Annotated in this window: 10 protein-coding genes, 5 tRNA genes and 3 rRNA genes; 5 read left to right on the top strand and 13 right to left on the bottom strand. The window is 45.6% G+C overall.

Features of this window, described 5'->3' with window-relative positions:
- Positions 1-35 precede the first annotated feature (35 nt).
- Positions 36-2,054, bottom strand: coding sequence for a DNA helicase Rep (rep, locus tag OCV30_RS00175; RefSeq protein ID WP_012602966.1), 2,019 nt, complete (start codon positions 2,052-2,054; stop codon positions 36-38).
- Between the two features lie 151 nt (positions 2,055-2,205).
- Here rep and OCV30_RS00170 point away from each other — a divergent pair, with 151 nt between their 5' ends.
- The 4 genes from OCV30_RS00170 to ubiK all read left to right on the top strand — a co-directional run bounded on the left by OCV30_RS00170 (position 2,206) and on the right by ubiK (position 7,453).
- Complete coding sequence (locus tag OCV30_RS00170) at positions 2,206-2,823, top strand: TetR/AcrR family transcriptional regulator (protein WP_017096411.1); 618 nt, start codon at positions 2,206-2,208, stop codon at positions 2,821-2,823.
- An 18-nt stretch (positions 2,824-2,841) separates the two neighbouring features.
- Positions 2,842-3,948 carry an efflux RND transporter periplasmic adaptor subunit gene (locus OCV30_RS00165; RefSeq protein ID WP_012602965.1) on the top strand — a complete coding sequence of 369 codons (1,107 nt, stop codon included), beginning with the start codon at positions 2,842-2,844 and terminating at the stop codon, positions 3,946-3,948.
- A gap of 11 nt (positions 3,949-3,959) precedes the next feature.
- On the top strand, positions 3,960-7,082 hold the full coding sequence (locus tag OCV30_RS00160) for a multidrug efflux RND transporter permease subunit (RefSeq protein WP_009848084.1): 3,123 nt from the start codon (positions 3,960-3,962) through the stop codon (positions 7,080-7,082).
- Positions 7,083-7,201: 119 nt separating this feature from the next.
- Complete coding sequence (ubiK, locus tag OCV30_RS00155; protein ID WP_065679625.1) at positions 7,202-7,453, top strand: ubiquinone biosynthesis accessory factor UbiK; 252 nt, start codon at positions 7,202-7,204, stop codon at positions 7,451-7,453.
- A 274-nt stretch (positions 7,454-7,727) separates the two neighbouring features.
- Here ubiK and ilvC read toward each other — a convergent pair whose 3' ends face one another.
- The gene (gene ilvC / locus OCV30_RS00150) at positions 7,728-9,212 is read right to left on the bottom strand and encodes a ketol-acid reductoisomerase (RefSeq protein ID WP_009848086.1); all 1,485 of its coding nucleotides are present in this window, start codon (positions 9,210-9,212) and stop codon (positions 7,728-7,730) included.
- A 146-nt stretch (positions 9,213-9,358) separates the two neighbouring features.
- Between ilvC and ilvY the strand changes: the two genes are divergently transcribed.
- Complete coding sequence (gene ilvY, locus OCV30_RS00145) at positions 9,359-10,249, top strand: HTH-type transcriptional activator IlvY (protein WP_065679624.1); 891 nt, start codon at positions 9,359-9,361, stop codon at positions 10,247-10,249.
- A 119-nt stretch (positions 10,250-10,368) separates the two neighbouring features.
- Here ilvY and OCV30_RS00140 read toward each other — a convergent pair.
- The 11 genes from OCV30_RS00140 to OCV30_RS00090 form a co-directional block, all read right to left on the bottom strand.
- Positions 10,369-10,459, bottom strand: a tRNA-Ser gene (locus tag OCV30_RS00140).
- Between the two features lie 70 nt (positions 10,460-10,529).
- Positions 10,530-10,645 (bottom strand): 5S ribosomal RNA (rrf, locus tag OCV30_RS00135).
- 93 nt (positions 10,646-10,738) lie between these two features.
- A 23S ribosomal RNA gene (locus OCV30_RS00130) occupies positions 10,739-13,631 on the bottom strand.
- 348 nt (positions 13,632-13,979) lie between these two features.
- Positions 13,980-14,055: transfer RNA gene (locus tag OCV30_RS00125), tRNA-Val, on the bottom strand.
- A 32-nt stretch (positions 14,056-14,087) separates the two neighbouring features.
- Positions 14,088-14,163: transfer RNA gene (locus OCV30_RS00120), tRNA-Ala, on the bottom strand.
- Positions 14,164-14,188: 25 nt separating this feature from the next.
- A tRNA-Lys gene (locus tag OCV30_RS00115) sits at positions 14,189-14,264 on the bottom strand.
- Positions 14,265-14,266: 2 nt separating this feature from the next.
- Positions 14,267-14,342: transfer RNA gene (locus OCV30_RS00110), tRNA-Glu, on the bottom strand.
- A 123-nt stretch (positions 14,343-14,465) separates the two neighbouring features.
- Positions 14,466-16,020, bottom strand: a 16S ribosomal RNA gene (locus OCV30_RS00105).
- Together the 16S, 23S and 5S rRNA genes with 5 tRNA genes alongside form the textbook arrangement of a ribosomal RNA operon.
- A 558-nt stretch (positions 16,021-16,578) precedes the next feature.
- Positions 16,579-17,106, bottom strand: a complete 528-nt coding sequence (gene hemG / locus OCV30_RS00100) for a menaquinone-dependent protoporphyrinogen IX dehydrogenase (RefSeq protein ID WP_065678308.1) — start codon at positions 17,104-17,106, stop codon at positions 16,579-16,581.
- Between the two features lie 9 nt (positions 17,107-17,115).
- Positions 17,116-18,573: a TrkH family potassium uptake protein gene (locus OCV30_RS00095; protein WP_012602960.1), complete on the bottom strand. Its 1,458-nt coding sequence runs from the start codon at positions 18,571-18,573 to the stop codon at positions 17,116-17,118.
- 34 nt (positions 18,574-18,607) lie between these two features.
- A complete protein-coding gene (locus OCV30_RS00090) occupies positions 18,608-19,231 on the bottom strand; it encodes a YigZ family protein (protein WP_004736669.1) in 624 nt (207 codons plus the stop codon).
- Positions 19,232-19,253: the final 22 nt, after the last annotated feature.

Genomic DNA, 19,253 nt, shown 5'->3' with positions numbered 1-19,253 from the left:
TCACCTTTTTATTGGTCTCGATTTAGAGCCAAACATCACTTCTTATTGAACATCGCACGAATGTTGGCAATGTGTGCCTGTCCTTTCTCCATTCGTTCTTCTGCGGATTGAGGCTTCTTCACGCTTTCCCACTCCACATCTTCATGCGGCAGTTCATCAAGGAATCGGCTTTGTGTTGGCTTTATCAATTCGCCATACTGACGACGTTCACGACATTTAGTGAAGGTCAGCTCTTTCTGCGCGCGAGTAATCCCTACATACATAAGACGACGTTCTTCTTCTACGTTACCTTCATCGACACTGGTTTGGTGTGGCAAGATACCCTCTTCGGCTCCCATCAGGAACACATACGGAAACTCTAGGCCTTTCGATGCGTGCAATGTCATTAATTGAACTTGGTCTGCATCGTCATCATCTTCACCACGCTCCATCATGTCACGTAGCGTTAAACGTTGAACCACTTCGCGTAGGGTCTTCTCTTCTTTGTCGTAGTTGTCACCCTCAAGGTCAGCAACAATCCAACTATAAAGATCAGAAACGTTCTTCATTCTCATCTCTGCAGCTTTCGGGCTTGCCGAGGTTTCGTACAACCAATCTTCATAGTTAATATCACGAACTAAAGAGCGAACAGCCTCAACGGTATTGCCACGTTCAGCATTATCAGAAATACGAACAATCCAATCGCTGAAACGGCGCAGGTTTTCTAAACCACGACCAGTCAAAGTTTGCTCTAAACCCATCTCAAAGCTGGCTTCAAACAAGCTCTTGCCACGCATGTTGGCGTAGCTGCCTAACTTCTCAAGCGTCACCGGGCCAATCTCACGACGTGGTGTGTTTACAATACGTAGAAACGCGTTGTCATCATCAGGGTTCACCAACACGCGGAGGTAAGCCATGATGTCTTTAATCTCAGCTCTAGCGAAGAAAGAGGTACCGCCAGAAATTTTGTAAGGCACACGGTTCTGCATCAACGCTTTTTCAATCAAGCGAGATTGGTGGTTACCACGGTACAGCACTGCGTAATCTTTATATTCAGTGCGGTTTAAAAACTTGTGAGCGATGATCTCACCTGTAATACGCTCTGCTTCATGCTCTTCATTCTTAGCATTCAGTACCTTGAGCTTTTCACCGTCCGGGATCTCAGAGAACAGTGACTTTTCATAAACGTGTGGGTTATTAGCGATCAAGATATTCGCTGCACGCAAAATTCGACTCGTTGAGCGGTAGTTCTGCTCTAATTTGATCAAGCGTAAGTTAGGGTAGTCCTCACCTAACAGCACCAAGTTTTGCGGTTTTGCACCACGCCATGAGTAAATAGATTGGTCATCATCGCCTACCACAGTTAAACGACCGCGTTCACCCACGAGTAAACGAACCAGTTCATATTGACTGGTGTTGGTATCTTGATACTCATCGACAAGTAAATAGCGAATACGAGACTGCCAGCGCTCACGCACTTCTTGATTGGTTTTCAGAAGCAATACTGGCATCGCAATCAGATCATCAAAATCGAGCGCGTTGTATGCCTTCATCTGTTTCTGATACATCTCAAAACAGAATGCAAACAACTGCTCTTGTTCGCCTTGAGCTCGAGCTTTCGCCTGATCTGGCGTCAGCATGTCATTCTTCCAATTCGAAATGGTGCTCATTAAAGCACGCAGCAGATCCTTATCACCATCGATCTGTCTCTCTGTTAGCTCTTTTAATAGCGCCAATTGGTCTTGGTCATCAAATAGAGAGAAGCCCGCTTTCAGACCCAGCGCTTTGTATTCACGACGAATGATAGTTAAGCCCATGGTATGAAAAGTCGAAACGATCAGGCCTTTCGATTCACCTTTACCCAGAGTTTGCCCCACACGTTCTTTCATCTCGCGTGCCGCTTTATTGGTAAAAGTTACCGCTGCAATATTGCGTGCCTTGTAACCACACTCTTGAACCAAGTAAGCAATCTTATTCGTGATAACACGCGTTTTACCGGATCCTGCGCCTGCTAATACTAAGCAGGGGCCCGAAACATATTTCACGGCTTCATCTTGTCTTGGGTTCAGTTTCATTTGGTTCTCAATTTGGTCTATCGGAGCGAATTCAATTGCGCGCCTATAATAATGCTGCAACACCACGAATGCTACGCTCTCTTATGCAAGAATTTTATATCACATATGAAAAACTATGTTGCACATATGTATGGGTCTTAGGCTATAATGAATGAACGTTCATTCATTAGTGAGTATATTATCACTGTCTGGTTCTTATTCTATGATAGATAAAAGACAACAAATTATAGATGCCGCCGAAAAACTGATTGCTGAATCAGGCTTTCACGGACTTTCTATGCATAAACTAGCTAAAGAAGCAGGAGTTGCGGCTGGAACTATTTATCGCTACTTCTCAGACAAAGAAGAACTATTACAACAAGTTCGCTTAGCTGTCACTCAACGGAATGCTGGTTTAATTCAGCAAGGCGTTGAAGATTCGATGAGTCTAAAAGAACGATTTAGAAAAATGTGGCTCAACATTTTCGAGCTCTCGGGATCAAACATCTGCAATTTAAAGAATAGAGCTCAATACGACTCTTTACCTTGTATTCGCAGCCATGAGACCAAAGAGATTGAACGAAAAATGTTCCACAAAATAGATCAACTCTTTACTGAAGGTAGAGAGCAAGGGGTGTTTAAGCCTCTAGAAAACCCTGTTTTAGCAGCACTTAGCTTAGAAGTCAGTGTCACGCTGGCCCGTAAGCAATCTCTTGGATATTACCAACTTGATAAAAAAGCCATTGAAGCGGCGATTGAAGCAAGTTGGGATGCGATTATTACACACTAATTTGGAGTTCTAACTAGAATGAAAAAGTGGACTTTCTTCATGTTACTCATCGCTGTACTACTTTTCGGCAGCGTTATTGGGTTTAACATGTTTAAACAACAAAAAATTGCTGAGTTTATGGCTAACCGACCTGAGCCAGAGTTTCCAGTAACGGTAACAGAAGTTCAACCTATCGACTGGGTTCCTGTGATCGAAGCTATCGGCTTCATCGAACCTAACCAAGGTGTAACACTAGCGAACGAAACCAGCGGCGTTATTGACCAAATATCTTTTGGTTCTGGTACTGATGTTAAAAATGACCAACTTCTTGTTCGTCTTGATTCTGGCGTAGAAAAGGCAAATCTAAAGAGCTCTGAAGCTCGCCTACCTGCGGCAAAAGCAAAATACAAACGCTACCAAGGTCTTTTTAAGAAAGGTTCTATTTCTAAAGAAGCATACGATGAAGCAGAAGCAAACTTCTATTCTCTATCTGCTGATATTGAAAGCCTAAAAGCATCTATCGAACGTCGTGAAATTCGTGCTCCTTTCGATGGAAAAGTGGGCATTCGTAACGTTTACCTAGGTCAATACCTGCAATCAGGTACAGATATCGTTCGTTTAGAAGATACCAGTGTCATGCGCCTGCGCTTCACGGTTTCTCAAACTGATATATCTCGCATCCATGTGGGTCAAGCTATCGACATCTTTGTTGATGCCTACCCAGAGAAGCCATTTGAAGGTTCTATCAGTGCCATCGAACCAGCAGTAAGCATCCAAAGTGGTCTTATCCAAGTTCAAGCAGATATTCCAAACAATGATGGCAAGCTTCGTAGCGGTATGTTCGCTCGTGCTAACATCATTCTGCCTAAGCTAGAGAACCAAGTTACTCTTCCTCAAACAGCGATTACTTTCACTCTATATGGTGACAATGTTTACATCTTAACTGAAGAAGACGGAGTTCAACGTGTTGCTCAACATGTTGTAAAAGTAGGTGAGCGTACGGCTGATATTGCACACATCCTTGAGGGTGTTAAAGCTGGCGATACGGTTGTAACTTCTGGCCAAGTACGTCTAAGTAACGGCGCCAAAGTTAAAGTTGTTGAAAGTGATGCAATCACTCCACCATCTGAAACACCTAAGCTGTAACTGGAGGCACAATGCGCTTTACTGATGTTTTTATTAAACGTCCAGTTCTAGCGGTATCCATCAGCTTTTTGATTGCTCTGCTTGGCTTACAAGCAATCTTCAAAATGCAGGTGCGTGAATACCCTGAAATGACGAATACCGTGGTGACAGTCTCAACTGGTTACTATGGTGCAAGTGCCGATCTTATCCAAGGCTTTATCACCCAACCCCTCGAACAGGCTGTGGCTCAAGCGGATAACATCGATTATATGACATCTTCTTCTGTGCTAGGTAAATCTACGATTACCGTGAACATGAAGTTGAACACCGACCCGAATGCGGCATTGTCTGACATACTGGCCAAGACAAACTCGGTACGTTCTCAGCTACCTAAAGAGGCTGAAGATCCAACCGTAACCATGTCTACCGGTTCAACAACCGCGGTACTCTACATTGGTTTTACCAGTGACGAATTGGTATCGAGCCAAATTACCGACTATCTAGAGCGTGTAATCAACCCGCAGCTATTTACGGTTAATGGTGTATCTAAAGTTGACCTATATGGTGGTATGAAATACGCACTGCGCGTATGGCTAGACCCATCAAAAATGGCGGCGATTGGTCTGACTGCATCTGATGTAATGACGGTACTGAACGCTAACAACTACCAATCAGCTACGGGTCAAGCGACCGGTGAGTTCGTGCTTTACAACGGCAGTGCCGATACACAAGTATCAAACACTGAAGAACTAGAGAATCTAGTCGTGAAAAGCGGAGAAGGTGAGATCATTCGCCTATCCGATATCGCGAAGGTTTCTCTTGAAAAAAGTCACGATGTTTACCGAGCAAGTGCTAACGGCCAAGAGGCGGTTGTAGCCGCGATCAATGCGGCGCCAAGTGCGAACCCAATCAACATCGCTGCTGATGTACTGGAACTTCTTCCTCAACTAGAGAAGAACCTACCAAGCAACATCTCAATGAACGTAATGTACGATTCAACCATTGCGATTAACGAATCAATTCAAGAGGTTATTAAGACCATCCTTGAAGCGGCATTAATCGTATTGATCGTGATTACCTTATTCTTAGGTTCATTCCGAGCGGTACTGATCCCTATTATTACTATCCCACTGTCTTTGATTGGTGTGGCAATGGTAATGCAGGCAATGGGTTTCTCTTGGAATCTAATGACACTATTGGCAATGGTACTTGCCATCGGTCTAGTGGTAGATGATGCGATCGTAGTACTTGAGAACGTCGACAGGCATATCAAGCTCGGCGAGTCCCCTTTCCGTGCAGCGATTATCGGTACCCGCGAAATTGCGGTGCCTGTTATCGCAATGACGTTAACGCTAGGTGCGGTATATGCTCCAATTGCGATGATGGGTGGTATTACAGGCTCGCTATTTAAAGAGTTTGCATTAACCCTAGCTGGTTCGGTTTTCGTATCAGGCATTGTGGCACTAACGCTCTCGCCAATGATGTGTTCAAAAATGCTGAAAGCTCACGCTGAGCCAAGCAAGTTTGAGCAGAAAGTTCATAGCGTGCTGGATGGCATGACTAACCGTTACGAGCGTATGCTTGGTGCGGTAATGCAACATCGTCCAGTATTTATTGGTTTTGCTATCATCGTATTTGCAAGTTTACCGTTGTTGTTCAAATTCATCCCTAGTGAGCTAGCACCTTCAGAAGATAAAGGTGTGATCATGTTGATGGGTACAGCACCGTCGAATGCAAACTTAGACTTCATGCAAAATACCATGAACGACGTAAACCAGATTCTGTCTGATCAGCCAGAAGTTGCTTACGCACAGGTATTTACAGGTGTGCCAAATGCAAACCAAGCATTTGGTATCGCGTCTATGGTTCCTTGGAGCGAACGTGAAGCAAGCCAATCAGACGTAGCAAACCGCGTTGGTAATTTGGTGAAAGATGTTCCAGGAATGGCGGTAACTGCATTCCAAATGCCAGAACTACCAGGTGCTGGTTCAGGCCTTCCAATTCAGTTTGTCATAACAACGCCAAACAGTTTTGAAAGCTTGTTCCAAATTACCACAGACATTCTGGCTGATGTCTCTTCAAACCCGTTGTTCGTATATTCAGATCTCGACCTGAATTACGACTCAGCAACCATGAAGATCAACATCGACAAGGATAAAGCAGGCGCATACGGTGTGACCATGCAAGATATCGGTATCACGCTCGGTACCATGATGTCAGATGGCTACGTAAACCGTATCGACTTGAATGGCCGTTCTTACGAGGTAATTCCTCAAGTTGAACGTAAATTCCGTTTGAACCCAGAGTCAATGAACAACTACTACGTACGTGCTGCAGACGGCAACGCTGTACCACTAGGCAGTTTGATTACGATTGATGTTGTGGCAGAGCCTCGCTCTCTTCCTCACTTCAACCAATTGAACTCGGCGACGATTGGTGCGGTACCGGCTCCAGGCGCTGCAATGGGTGATGCAATTGCGTGGTTTGAAGACACGGCAGCGAACAAGCTTCCAAGTGGCTACAACCATGACTACATGGGTGAAGCACGCCAATACGTAACAGAAGGTAGCGCACTTTACGCGACCTTTGGTTTAGCTCTGGCAATCATCTTCTTGGTATTGGCGATTCAGTTTGAATCACTGAAAGACCCACTGGTTATCATGGTATCTGTACCACTGGCGATCTGTGGTGCCCTAATAGCTCTGGCTTGGGGCGCGGCAACGATGAACATCTACTCGCAAGTTGGTTTGATCACCTTAGTCGGCCTAATTACCAAGCACGGTATCTTGATCTGTGAGGTAGCGAAAGAAGAGCAGCTGCACAATCAAAAAACTCGTATTGAAGCGGTAATGGAAGCAGCGAAGGTTCGTCTTCGTCCAATCCTGATGACAACCGCTGCGATGATCGCGGGTCTAATCCCACTGATGTACGCAAGTGGTGCGGGTGCGGCTCAGCGTTTCAGTATTGGTATCGTAATCGTTGCTGGTTTAGCAATTGGTACTCTCTTCACGCTATTTGTACTGCCAGTGATTTACAGCTACTTAGCTGAAAAACACAAACCTCTACCTGTATTTGTTGAAGACAAAGACCTAGAAAAACTAGCTCGCGTCGATGAAGCAAAAGCAGCGCACAGAGAATTAGCTGATAATAAGTAATCACTAAGTCGTAATAACAATAAAAAGGCTACTTCGGTGGCCTTTTTTTGTACGCCATAGGCGACATCGCAAGTGTGATTAAATAGAATAGTGGTAAATATTCAGGAGTTTTAATTGATATGTTTGATCCAAAAAAACTAGAGCAGATTGCTAAGCAGATCCACGATTCTATGCCTCAACCAGTAAAAGAGCTTGGTTCAGATGTAGATCAAAAAGTTCGCCAGGTTATCCAAGGCCAACTGAACAAGCTAGACGTTGTAAGCCGTGAAGAGTTTGATGTTCAAACACAAGTACTACTGCGCACTCGCCAAAAGCTGACTGAAATGGAACAAAAGCTAGCGGACTTAGAAGCAAAGATTGCCGACAGGTAAGCGTAAAGAAAGAAAACTGAAAGGGTTGGTGTGAAAACACCAACCCTTTTGTATTTCTGAAGCTCAATCAAGGACTGAAAGTCGACGAATACCTATCAAGCAATGTTCATTTAATTGATTTTTAAGACTTTGTTACTAAAAGCAAAAAGGCTTGGTCAACGGCGACCAAGCCTTTTTATTAGATGCTGTATTGCTTATTTATAACTCCAACCTGTAAGGAGTTAGTGATACTGCTTCGCTTTTTCTACAAATTTATCAGTATCTAAGCGACTAATTAACCGCCTACAGCGATACGCTTCATGTCGCTCATGTAGCTACGTAGCTCTTCACCGATGTACTCGACAGGGTGGTTACGGATAGCTTCGTTAACTTCAATTAGCTTAGCGTTATCAACTTGGTTAGATGTTTCACCTAGACCACGGCCGATTACGTCTGTTGCTACTGAAGGCATGAACTTCTCACGTAGTAGCGGTGTTGCTACGTTAGCGAATAGGTAGTTACCGTACTCAGCAGTATCAGAGATTACAACGTTCATTTCGTAAAGACGCTTACGAGCAACTGTGTTTGCGATTAGTGGAAGCTCATGTAGAGATTCGTAGTAAGCCGACTCATCGATGATGCCTGATGCCGTCATAGCTTCGAATGCTAGCTCAACACCCGCACGAACCATAGCAACCATAAGGATACCGTTATCGAAGTACTCTTGCTCTGAGATTTCTACGTCAGAAGCTGGGTAGTTTTCGAATGCAGTTTCACCAGTCTCTTCACGCCAGCCTAGTAGGTTCACGTCATCGTTCGCCCAGTCAGCCATCATAGTGCTAGAGAAGTGACCAGAAATGATGTCATCCATGTGCTTGTTGTAAAGTGGACGCATTAGATCTTTAAGCTCTTCAGAAAGCTCAAACGCTTTAACTTTAGCAGGGTTAGATAAGCGATCCATCATGTGAGTTACGCCACCAAACTTAAGTGCTTCAGTAATCGTTTCCCAACCGTATTGTAGAAGTTTACCTGCGTAGCCTGGTTCGATGCCATCAGCAATCATCTTCTCGTAAGATACGATAGAACCTGCTTGTAGCATGCCACATAGAATAGTTTGCTCACCCATAAGGTCAGATTTAACTTCAGCTACGAATGAAGACTCTAGGCAACCTGCACGGTGACCACCAGTACCTGCAGCCCAAGCTTTAGCGATATCCCAGCCTTCACCTTTAGGGTCATTTTCTGGGTGAACAGCGATCAGTGTTGGAACACCGAAACCACGCTTGTACTCTTCACGTACTTCAGAGCCTGGACACTTAGGTGCAACCATTACTACGGTAAGGTCAGAACGTAATTGCATGCCTTCTTCAACAACGTTAAAGCCGTGAGAGTAACCAAGAGCAGCGCCTTGCTTCATTAGAGGCATTACTGTTTCAACAACGTTTGTATGTTGCTTATCTGGAGTAAGGTTGATAACTAGATCTGCTTGAGGAATTAGCGTTTCGTAGCTACCCACAACAAAGCCGTTTTCATCAGCATTCTTGAATGATTGACGCTTCTCATCAATTGCAGCTTGGCGAAGAGCGTAAGATACGTCTAGACCAGAATCACGCATGTTTAGACCTTGGTTTAGGCCTTGAGCACCGCAGCCAACAATGACGATCTTCTTGCCTTCAAGGTATTCAGCTTCAGTCGTAAATTCTTCACGATCCATGAAACGGCAGCGACCTAATTGGTCTAGTTGCTCACGAAGGTTTAATGTATTGAAATAGTTAGCCATTGTAGGGCACTCCTTTAAAAATAAGTCCGTAAGGTCGATATCTCTCTATCGAATGACTTCATACTAAAACAGACACTCCGTTGCTGAAAGTGATATATTCACAATTAGTTATTGCAATAAATGCAACATGGAAACGATCGCAAAACATGAACATAAAATCTCTACAATTATTTATACATTTATGTGATAGCAAGAGTTTCAGCAAAACAGCTGCGGCTATGCACGTCAGTCCTTCAGCACTTAGTCGTCAAATACAAAAGCTTGAGGAAGAAACAGGGCAAGAACTGCTTATCAGGGATAATCGAAGTGTTGACCTCACACCAGCAGGGAAACATCTGTTACCTGTGGCATTGAGCATCGTTGGCGAGTGGCAGCAATACAATCTTCACCTTAAAGGTGGTGAACAAGAGCTCAAGGGTGAGATCCGCATTTTCTGTTCCGTAACAGCAAGCTACAGTCACCTTCCTGAACTCATTACCGAATTCAGGGCTATTCATCCGTATATTGAGTTTAAGCTATCTACCGGTGATCCAGCGCAATCCATCGACAAGATCCTGAATGATGAAGCTGATATTGCTATTTCAGCTAAACCAGATATTTTGCCTTCAAGATTAGAGTTCGAAACCATTAGCGATATACCACTGTCAGTCATCATCCCATCCGGTGTCAGTAGCTTTAGTCAGCAGCTGCAATCAGAGAAACCAAACTGGAATGAAGTGCCTTTTATCATCCCAGAAGCAGGGACTGCTCGAGAACGTGCGAACGCGTGGTTCAAAAAGATGAAGATAAAGCCCAACATTTACGCTCAGGTATCAGGTCATGAAGCTATCGTAAGTATGGTTGCTCTTGGCTGTGGGGTTGGTATAGCTCCAGACGTTGTAATCAACAACAGCCCTGTGAGAGATAAAGTCGATCGTTTAAAAATAGAGCCAATCAAACCCTTTGAATTAGGTGTCTGCTGTAAACGATCTCAACTTGAGAACCCACTGATTAGAGCGTTCTGGCAGGTAGCCGAAGGAAAATATCTCCCTGACTAGTTAACTTTAGATATGCTGGTTAAGAGAATAATAGAGAGAGCACATTAGTGCTCTTTTTGGTTTTTCTAAATAGCAGATATGAAAAAAGCCCGCTGATTTCTCAGCGGGCTTTTCAATGGTGGTGGAGGGATAGGGATTTGAACCCTAGAACCGCTATTAACGGTTGCCGGTTTTCAAGACCGGTGCTTTCGACCACTCAGCCATCCCTCCAACAAATTGTCATCAACAGATTAGTACACTGTAGATGTTGTTACATGTATACACAGGTAACGAAATTAAAGCCTGGTGATGTCCTACTCTCACATGGGGAAGCCCCACACTACCATCGGCGCTATTGTGTTTCACTTCTGAGTTCGGCATGGAATCAGGTGGGTCCACAATGCTATGGTCGCCAAGCAAATTTTAAAATTCGGAAAGCTGTTAAATTCTCATCAAACTCATTCAAGCGTTTGGTATTTCTTTGAGTCCACAAAACCCCTTGGGTGTTGTATGGTTAAGCCTCACGGGCAATTAGTACAGGTTAGCTCAATGCCTCGCAGCACTTACACACCCTGCCTATCAACGTCGTAGTCTACGACAACCCTTTAGGACGCTTATAGCGTCAGGGAAAACTCATCTCAAGGCTCGCTTCCCGCTTAGATGCTTTCAGCGGTTATCGATTCCGAACTTAGCTACCGGGCAATGCCATTGGCATGACAACCCGAACACCAGAGGTTCGTCCACTCCGGTCCTCTCGTACTAGGAGCAGCCCCTTTCAATTTTCCAACGCCCACGGCAGATAGGGACCGAACTGTCTCACGACGTTCTAAACCCAGCTCGCGTACCACTTTAAATGGCGAACAGCCATACCCTTGGGACCGACTTCAGCCCCAGGATGTGATGAGCCGACATCGAGGTGCCAAACACCGCCGTCGATATGAACTCTTGGGCGGTATCAGCCTGTTATCCCCGGAGTACCTTTTATCCGTTGAGCGATGGCCCTTCCATTCAGAACCACCGGATCACTATGACCTGCTTTCGCACCTGCTCGAATTGTCATTCTCGCAGTCAAGCGGGCTTATGCCATTGCACTAACCACACGATGTCCAACCGTGTTTAGCCCACCTTCGTGCTCCTCCGTTACTCTTTGGGAGGAGACCGCCCCAGTCAAACTACCCACCAGGCACTGTCCGTAATCCCGATTCAGGGACCAACGTTAGAACATCAAAACTACAAGGGTGGTATTTCAAGGACGACTCCATCACATCTAGCGACGCAATTTCATAGTCTCCCACCTATCCTACACATGTAGGTTCAATGTTCAGTGCCAAGCTGTAGTAAAGGTTCACGGGGTCTTTCCGTCTAGCCGCGGGTACACTGCATCTTCACAGCGATTTCAATTTCACTGAGTCTCGGGTGGAGACAGCGTGGCCATCATTACGCCATTCGTGCAGGTCGGAACTTACCCGACAAGGAATTTCGCTACCTTAGGACCGTTATAGTTACGGCCGCCGTTTACCGGGGCTTCGATCAAGAGCTTCGACCGAAGTCTAACCCCATCAATTAACCTTCCGGCACCGGGCAGGCGTCACACCGTATACGTCATCTTACGATTTTGCACAGTGCTGTGTTTTTAATAAACAGTTGCAGCCACCTGGTATCTGCGACTCTCGTCTGCTCCATCCGCAAGGGACTTCACTGATAAGAGCGTACCTTCTCCCGAAGTTACGGTACCATTTTGCCTAGTTCCTTCACCCGAGTTCTCTCAAGCGCCTTGGTATTCTCTACCCGACCACCTGTGTCGGTTTGGGGTACGATTCCTTACAATCTGAAGCTTAGAGGCTTTTCCTGGAAGCATGGCATCAATGACTTCACTACCGTAGTAGCTCGACATCGTATCTCAGCGTTAAGAAAGTCCGGATTTACCTAAACTTTCCGCCTACGTACTTGAACCTGGACAACCGTCGCCAGGCCCACCTAGCCTTCTCCGTCCCCCCATCGCAATTGTAAGAAGTACGGGAATATTAACCCGTTTCCCATCGACTACGCCTTTCGGCCTCGCCTTAGGAGTCGACTTACCCTGCCCCGATTAACGTTGGACAGGAACCCTTGGTCTTCCGGCGAGGGAGTTTTTCACTCCCTTTATCGTTACTCATGTCAGCATTCGCACTTCTGATACCTCCAGCAGCCCTTACAGACCACCTTCAACGGCTTACAGAACGCTCCCCTACCCCACATACCCTAAGGTACGTAGCCGCAGCTTCGGTGTATAGCTTAGCCCCGTTACATCTTCCGCGCAGGCCGACTCGACCAGTGAGCTATTACGCTTTCTTTAAATGATGGCTGCTTCTAAGCCAACATCCTGGCTGTCTGAGCCTTCCCACATCGTTTCCCACTTAGCTATACTTTGGGACCTTAGCTGGCGGTCTGGGTTGTTTCCCTCTCCACGACGGACGTTAGCACCCGCCGTGTGTCTCCCGGATAGTACTTACTGGTATTCGGAGTTTGCAAAGGGTTGGTAAGTCGGGATGACCCCCTAGCCTTAACAGTGCTCTACCCCCAGTAGTATTCGTCCGAGGCGCTACCTAAATAGCTTTCGGGGAGAACCAGCTATCTCCAGGTTTGATTGGCCTTTCACCCCTAGCCACAAGTCATCCGCTAATTTTTCAACATTAGTCGGTTCGGTCCTCCAGTTGATGTTACTCAACCTTCAACCTGCCCATGGCTAGATCACCTGGTTTCGGGTCTAATCCTAGCAACTGTACGCCCAGTTAAGACTCGGTTTCCCTACGGCTCCCCTAAACGGTTAACCTTGCTACTAAAATTAAGTCGCTGACCCATTATACAAAAGGTACGCAGTCACACCACGAAGGTGCTCCTACTGCTTGTACGTACACGGTTTCAGGTTCTATTTCACTCCCCTCACAGGGGTTCTTTTCGCCTTTCCCTCACGGTACTGGTTCACTATCGGTCAGTCAGTAGTATTTAGCCTTGGAGGATGGTCCCCCCATATTCAGACAGGATATCACGTGTCCCGCCCTACTCGTTTTCACTGATTATGATGTGTCGGTTACGGGGCTATCACCCTTTATTGCGAGACTTTCCAGACTCTTCACCTGCATCATTAAAAGCTTAAGGGCTAATCCAATTTCGCTCGCCGCTACTTTCGGAATCTCGGTTGATTTCTCTTCCTCGGGGTACTTAGATGTTTCAGTTCCCCCGGTTTGCCTCCTGTTGCTATGTATTCACAACAGGATACTTGCTTATGCAAGTGGGTTTCCCCATTCAGGAATCCCAGACTCAAAAGGTTATTACTACCTAATCTGGGCTTATCGCAAGTTATTACGCCTTTCATCGCCTCTGACTGCCAAGGCATCCACCGTGTACGCTTAGTCACTTAACCATACAACCCGAAAGGGTCTCTATTTGCTTTCACTTTTGAAAAGTGAAAACAAACTAGTATGGCAACTAACCAAGGTTTTTGGTTGTCATCAAGAAGGGTTAATTCTCAATGACTGTTTGCCGGACTCAATTGTGAATCAATGTAAACATTGATTCGAATACAAGACACTTGAATGTGTTTGTTGTGTTTATCTAATGAAAGATAAACATTGAGAACTTTTAAATTTGATTGAATTACTCGTAAGTAAATCAATCAGTCAGCTTTCCAAATTGTTAAAGAGCAAGAGTTTTTCAAGTTTTAAACTTTCAAAACCATTTTTAAATACTCTCTTACGAGAATGCTTAAAGATGGTGGGCGATACCGGGCTCGAACCAGTGACCCCCTGCTTGTAAGGCAGGTGCTCTCCCAACTGAGCTAATCGCCCATGATAGTTTTAATTCCTTCATGGAGAAAGAATGGTGGAGCTATGCGGGATCGAACCGCAGACCTCCTGCGTGCAAGGCAGGCGCTCTCCCAGCTGAGCTATAGCCCCATATTTTTATTTCCTTGGGAGGAAATGGTGGGTCGTGCAGGATTCGAACCTGCGACCAATTGATTAAAAGTCAACTGCTCTACCAACTGAGCTAACGACCCAATGGTATCCCGTAGGGGAGTCGAACCCCTGTTACCGCCGTGAAAGGGCGGTGTCCTAGGCCTCTAGACGAACGGGACACTGCTAATTTATCTCTACTTTAAAAGTAGAAACAAACTTCGAAGAACCTTGGGAGTTCTTCTTCTCTTTGCTTTTCTAAACCTAATCAATCTGTGTGGACACTTGTCGTGGATATCTTCGTATAAGGAGGTGATCCAGCCCCAGGTTCCCCTAGGGCTACCTTGTTACGACTTCACCCCAGTCATGAACCACAAAGTGGTGAGCGTCCTCCCCGAAAGGTTAAACTACCCACTTCTTTTGCAGCCCACTCCCATGGTGTGACGGGCGGTGTGTACAAGGCCCGGGAACGTATTCACCGTGACATTCTGATTCACGATTACTAGCGATTCCGACTTCATGGAGTCGAGTTGCAGACTCCAATCCGGACTACGACGCACTTTTTGGGATTCGCTCACTATCGCTAGCTTGCTGCCCTCTGTATGCGCCATTGTAGCACGTGTGTAGCCCTACTCGTAAGGGCCATGATGACTTGACGTCGTCCCCACCTTCCTCCGGTTTATCACCGGCAGTCTCCCTGGAGTTCCCGACATTACTCGCTGGCAAACAAGGATAAGGGTTGCGCTCGTTGCGGGACTTAACCCAACATTTCACAACACGAGCTGACGACAGCCATGCAGCACCTGTCTCAGAGCTCCCGAAGGCACACCTGCGTCTCCGCTGGCTTCTCTGGATGTCAAGAGTAGGTAAGGTTCTTCGCGTTGCATCGAATTAAACCACATGCTCCACCGCTTGTGCGGGCCCCCGTCAATTCATTTGAGTTTTAATCTTGCGACCGTACTCCCCAGGCGGTCTACTTAACGCGTTAGCTCCGAAAGCCACGGCTCAAGGCCACAACCTCCAAGTAGACATCGTTTACGGCGTGGACTACCAGGGTATCTAATCCTGTTTGCTCCCCACGCTTTCGCATCTGAGTGTCAGTGTCTGTCCAGGGGGCCGCCTTCGCCACTGGTATTCCTTCAGATCTCTACGCATTTCACCGCTACACCTGAAATTCTACCCCCCTCTACAGCACTCTAGTTCACCAGTTTCAAATGCAGTTCCGAGGTTGAGCCCCGGGCTTTCACATCTGACTTAATGAACCACCTGCATGCGCTTTACGCCCAGTAATTCCGATTAACGCTCGCACCCTCCGTATTACCGCGGCTGCTGGCACGGAGTTAGCCGGTGCTTCTTCTGTTGCTAACGTCAAGATGTGCAGCTATTAACTACACACCCTTCCTCACAACTGAAAGTACTTTACAACCCGAAGGCCTTCTTCATACACGCGGCATGGCTGCATCAGGCTTTCGCCCATTGTGCAATATTCCCCACTGCTGCCTCCCGTAGGAGTCTGGACCGTGTCTCAGTTCCAGTGTGGCTGATCATCCTCTCAGACCAGCTAGGGATCGTCGCCTTGGTGAGCCATTACCTCACCAACTAGCTAATCCCACCTAGGCATATCTTGACGCGAGAGGCCCGAAGGTCCCCCTCTTTGGCCCGTAGGCATTATGCGGTATTAGCCATCGTTTCCAATGGTTATCCCCCACATCAAGGCAATTTCCTAGGCATTACTCACCCGTCCGCCGCTCGACGCCCATTAACGCACCCGAAGGATTGTTAGTGTCGTTTCCGCTCGACTTGCATGTGTTAGGCCTGCCGCCAGCGTTCAATCTGAGCCATGATCAAACTCTTCAATTTAAGATTTTGTGACTCAACGAATACTGACTTCAAAACTAATATTCATTCGCTCTTTCGAAAAAGATTGATGAACATGTAATTCTAAAGCTATTACCATTCCAACAGAATGGTAATGAATTGACTGTGCCGAATAACTACAAGTAGTTAAACGTATTGGTCACTCAGTTCATTGAAATCAATTTTGATTCCGAAGAATCTGTTTTATCTAACGATAAAACGTTTTGATATTCATCAACGAGTGCCCACACAGATTGATAGGTTTAAATTGTTAAAGAGCTTTTCCTTTTTGAGCTTCGCTCAAATCGGACGGCCATTTTAGCGATTTAAGTTTTAGTGTCAACCACTATTTTCAAAACTTTTTTCAAGCGCTTAGCTTGGCTAATTTGACCTGCTGTTTCGTTTTTGCTTTTGAAACCTAAGCTTCGAAGCCATCCCGTGTCAGCGAGGTGGCATTATAGAGATTTCGATCACACTGGCAAGCCCTTTTTGAAGTTTTTCTCGTTTTTTTATTTGTTCGATTAAAAAGAACTCAAAACGCCTCAAAAGTAAGCTTTTCTCTTACATCTCTTGCAGTTTTTTAGAGAATAAAGAGACTTTTCCCCAATTTGTGTACTCGACTTCTTTGGTTGTATCCGTTTCTCCACCTGTCATATTCATAATGAAGCGAATCATGGTTTTATCGAACCAGTTATAACGAGGGTAATAGAGGGCGCCAGCAAAAACACCGATCAAAGTAGGTTGCCACGGGGACTTAAGAAGGAACTTCTTAATATAAGCGCTGCCTTCAGGAGTATCTTTACCTTGGTCTTCTTTACGAGCCGTTAAGTTGACGCAAAAGAAAGCAACCTTGTTGGATTGCAGCTGAGCAAGGTTGGCATCAATGAACTGATATAGCTTCTTATTGAGGTGTCCATAGCGAATAGATGCGCCAATCAAAACTCGGTCATACTGAGCAAAGTCGACATTACCAATGGTGTGCAGATCTTGAAGCTCACATTCGAACTCATTCATTTCTTCTTTTATATAGTTCAAGATTTTCTTGGTCTGCCCTTCACTGCTTGAATACAAAAATAGAGCTTTTGCCACAATATGTCCTTAGCTACGCCAAAACGTAGGGGTCAATAAAATTAATAAGGTGAATATCTCTAAGCGGCCAAACAGCATGGATACGATCAACACCCATTTAGCCTTGTCATTCACATCGCCGAAGTGCATTGCCACTTCACCTAAGCCTGGACCAAGGTTATTCAATGTTGCCGCTACGGCAGAGAAAGCACTTAGCTCATCCATCCCCGTAGCAATAAGAGCCAACATACAAACCACAAAAACCAATGCGTATGCAGAGAAGAAACCCCAAACCGCATCAACGACACGTTGTGGTAGCGCCGAACCACCAACCTTGATGGTATAGACAGCACGCGGGTGGACAAGACGCTTCATTTCACGAGCACCCTGTAAAGTAAGCAGTAATATTCGAATGACTTTCATACCGCCACCCGTTGAACCTGCACAGCCACCTATAAAAGAAGAGAACAGAAGCAGCACAGGTAAGAATAACGGCCATTCAGAAAAACCGGTGGTGGTGAAGCCTGCTGTTGTTGAAATAGATACTGTCTGGAACAACGCCTGATCGAAAGCATCATAATACGAATCGTAAGAGTGATGATTCAGCAGTAATAAGAAACAAACTAAAAACAGGACGACTTGAATAAAGATAAAGGCGCGGAACTCTGGATCTTTCCAGTAATACTTAGGATGCACGCCACCAGAAGCAAAGGCCGCAAAGTGAAGAGAATAGTTACATGCAGATATAAGAAGGAACACGACCGTAATCATGTTAATCGCAGGGCTGTTGAAGTAGCCCATACTCGCGTCGTGAGTCGAGAAGCCACCAATAGCAATGGTTGAGAAACTGTGGCTGATTGCATCAAAGAAACTCATGCCTGCAAGCCAAAACGCCACCGCACAAGCAATCGTTAGACTCAGATAGATGTACCAAAGCGCTTTTGCCGTTTCTGCAATACGCGGAGTCATCTTGCTATCTTTTACTGGACCCGGGATTTCAGCACGATATAGCTGCATACCACCGATACCCAGAACAGGAAGGATGGCTACCGCCAATACGATGATACCCATACCACCAAACCATTGTAGGAATTGGCGGTAAAATAGAATTGCTTTAGGTAAGTCATCGAGGCCAACAATTACCGTTGCACCTGTCGTTGTTAATGCAGAAAACGATTCGAAAAAGGCATCAGTAACGGAAACGCTCGGATTATCCGCGATCAAAAACGGCAGCGCACCAGCACTGCCGATTACCGTCCAGAACAACACCACAATGAGAAAGCCATCTCGCGCCTTCAATTCATGTTTATAGCGTCGGTTTGGAAACCAGCAAGTTGCTCCACAAAATAATAGAACAAAGAAAGTCGTCACAAATGGCACACCCGCACCATCTCTATAGATCAGTGCGACGAGCGCAGGTGCGAGCATTGATACACTAAAAAGTGCTAATAATAATCCGACGATTCGAATAATTGAGCGAAATTGCATGAGCTATTGAACGAAGCGAAATGCTTCACACTTCCTAGTTGTCTTTGACTTTCGTTACCAGTGCCTTAGCACCGCTTTTATTGATCATGGTTTGGGTAAACGAATCTACCTGAAGGAGCTCTATTTCAATAATAAGCTCAACTTGCACACCATAATCCGCTTGGACTTCAACAGCCTGATGCTGAGCCATAATGGATTGCGCAATTGGCACAAAGCCATAGTCTAACTCTAGCCGTAATTTTGTGGTTATTTTTTTCTCGATAGTTTGAAGCAGCTTGAGAGCTTGTTGTACTCCACCGCCGTAAGCCTTTACTAGGCCACCTGTTCCAAGCTTGATTCCGCCAGAATAACGAGTGACAACGGCCGTCAGTTCACCAACACCAGAACCAGACAGTTGCGCCAAGATAGGCTTACCCGCAGTACCAGATGGCTCTCCATCATCACTAAAGCCCCATTTCATTGAGTCTTCAGGTCGCCCTGCAGCAAAGCCCCAACAATTATGTCGCGCTGATGAATGCTCTTTTTTTACCTGTTCTACGAACTGTTTAGCAGCTTCTACACTTGGAGTATGAGCAAGATGAGTAATGAAGACGCTCTTCTTTATCTCTTCTTCAAACAGAGCCGACGCTGACGGTATTAAATAGGGCTGTTCATTCATATCGTTAACTTAATTAATAAGA

Source organism: Vibrio atlanticus (assembly GCF_024347315.1).
GTDB lineage: Bacteria > Pseudomonadota > Gammaproteobacteria > Enterobacterales > Vibrionaceae > Vibrio > Vibrio atlanticus.
This window is presented reverse-complemented; position numbering and strand designations above follow the sequence as displayed.

Excerpts from the sequence above, each read along its gene's own strand:
- rep (WP_012602966.1), bottom strand. The coding sequence starts at position 2,054 with ATGAAACTGAACCCAAGACAAGATGAAGCCGTGAAATATGTTTCGGGC.
- OCV30_RS00170 (WP_017096411.1), top strand. The coding sequence starts at position 2,206 with ATGAACGTTCATTCATTAGTGAGTATATTATCACTGTCTGGTTCTTAT.
- OCV30_RS00165 (WP_012602965.1), top strand. The coding sequence starts at position 2,842 with ATGAAAAAGTGGACTTTCTTCATGTTACTCATCGCTGTACTACTTTTC.
- OCV30_RS00160 (WP_009848084.1), top strand. The coding sequence starts at position 3,960 with ATGCGCTTTACTGATGTTTTTATTAAACGTCCAGTTCTAGCGGTATCC.
- ubiK (WP_065679625.1), top strand. The coding sequence starts at position 7,202 with ATGTTTGATCCAAAAAAACTAGAGCAGATTGCTAAGCAGATCCACGAT.
- ilvC (WP_009848086.1), bottom strand. The coding sequence starts at position 9,212 with ATGGCTAACTATTTCAATACATTAAACCTTCGTGAGCAACTAGACCAA.
- ilvY (WP_065679624.1), top strand. The coding sequence starts at position 9,359 with ATGAACATAAAATCTCTACAATTATTTATACATTTATGTGATAGCAAG.
- OCV30_RS00095 (WP_012602960.1), bottom strand. The coding sequence starts at position 18,573 with ATGCAATTTCGCTCAATTATTCGAATCGTCGGATTATTATTAGCACTT.
- OCV30_RS00090 (WP_004736669.1), bottom strand. The coding sequence starts at position 19,231 with ATGAATGAACAGCCCTATTTAATACCGTCAGCGTCGGCTCTGTTTGAA.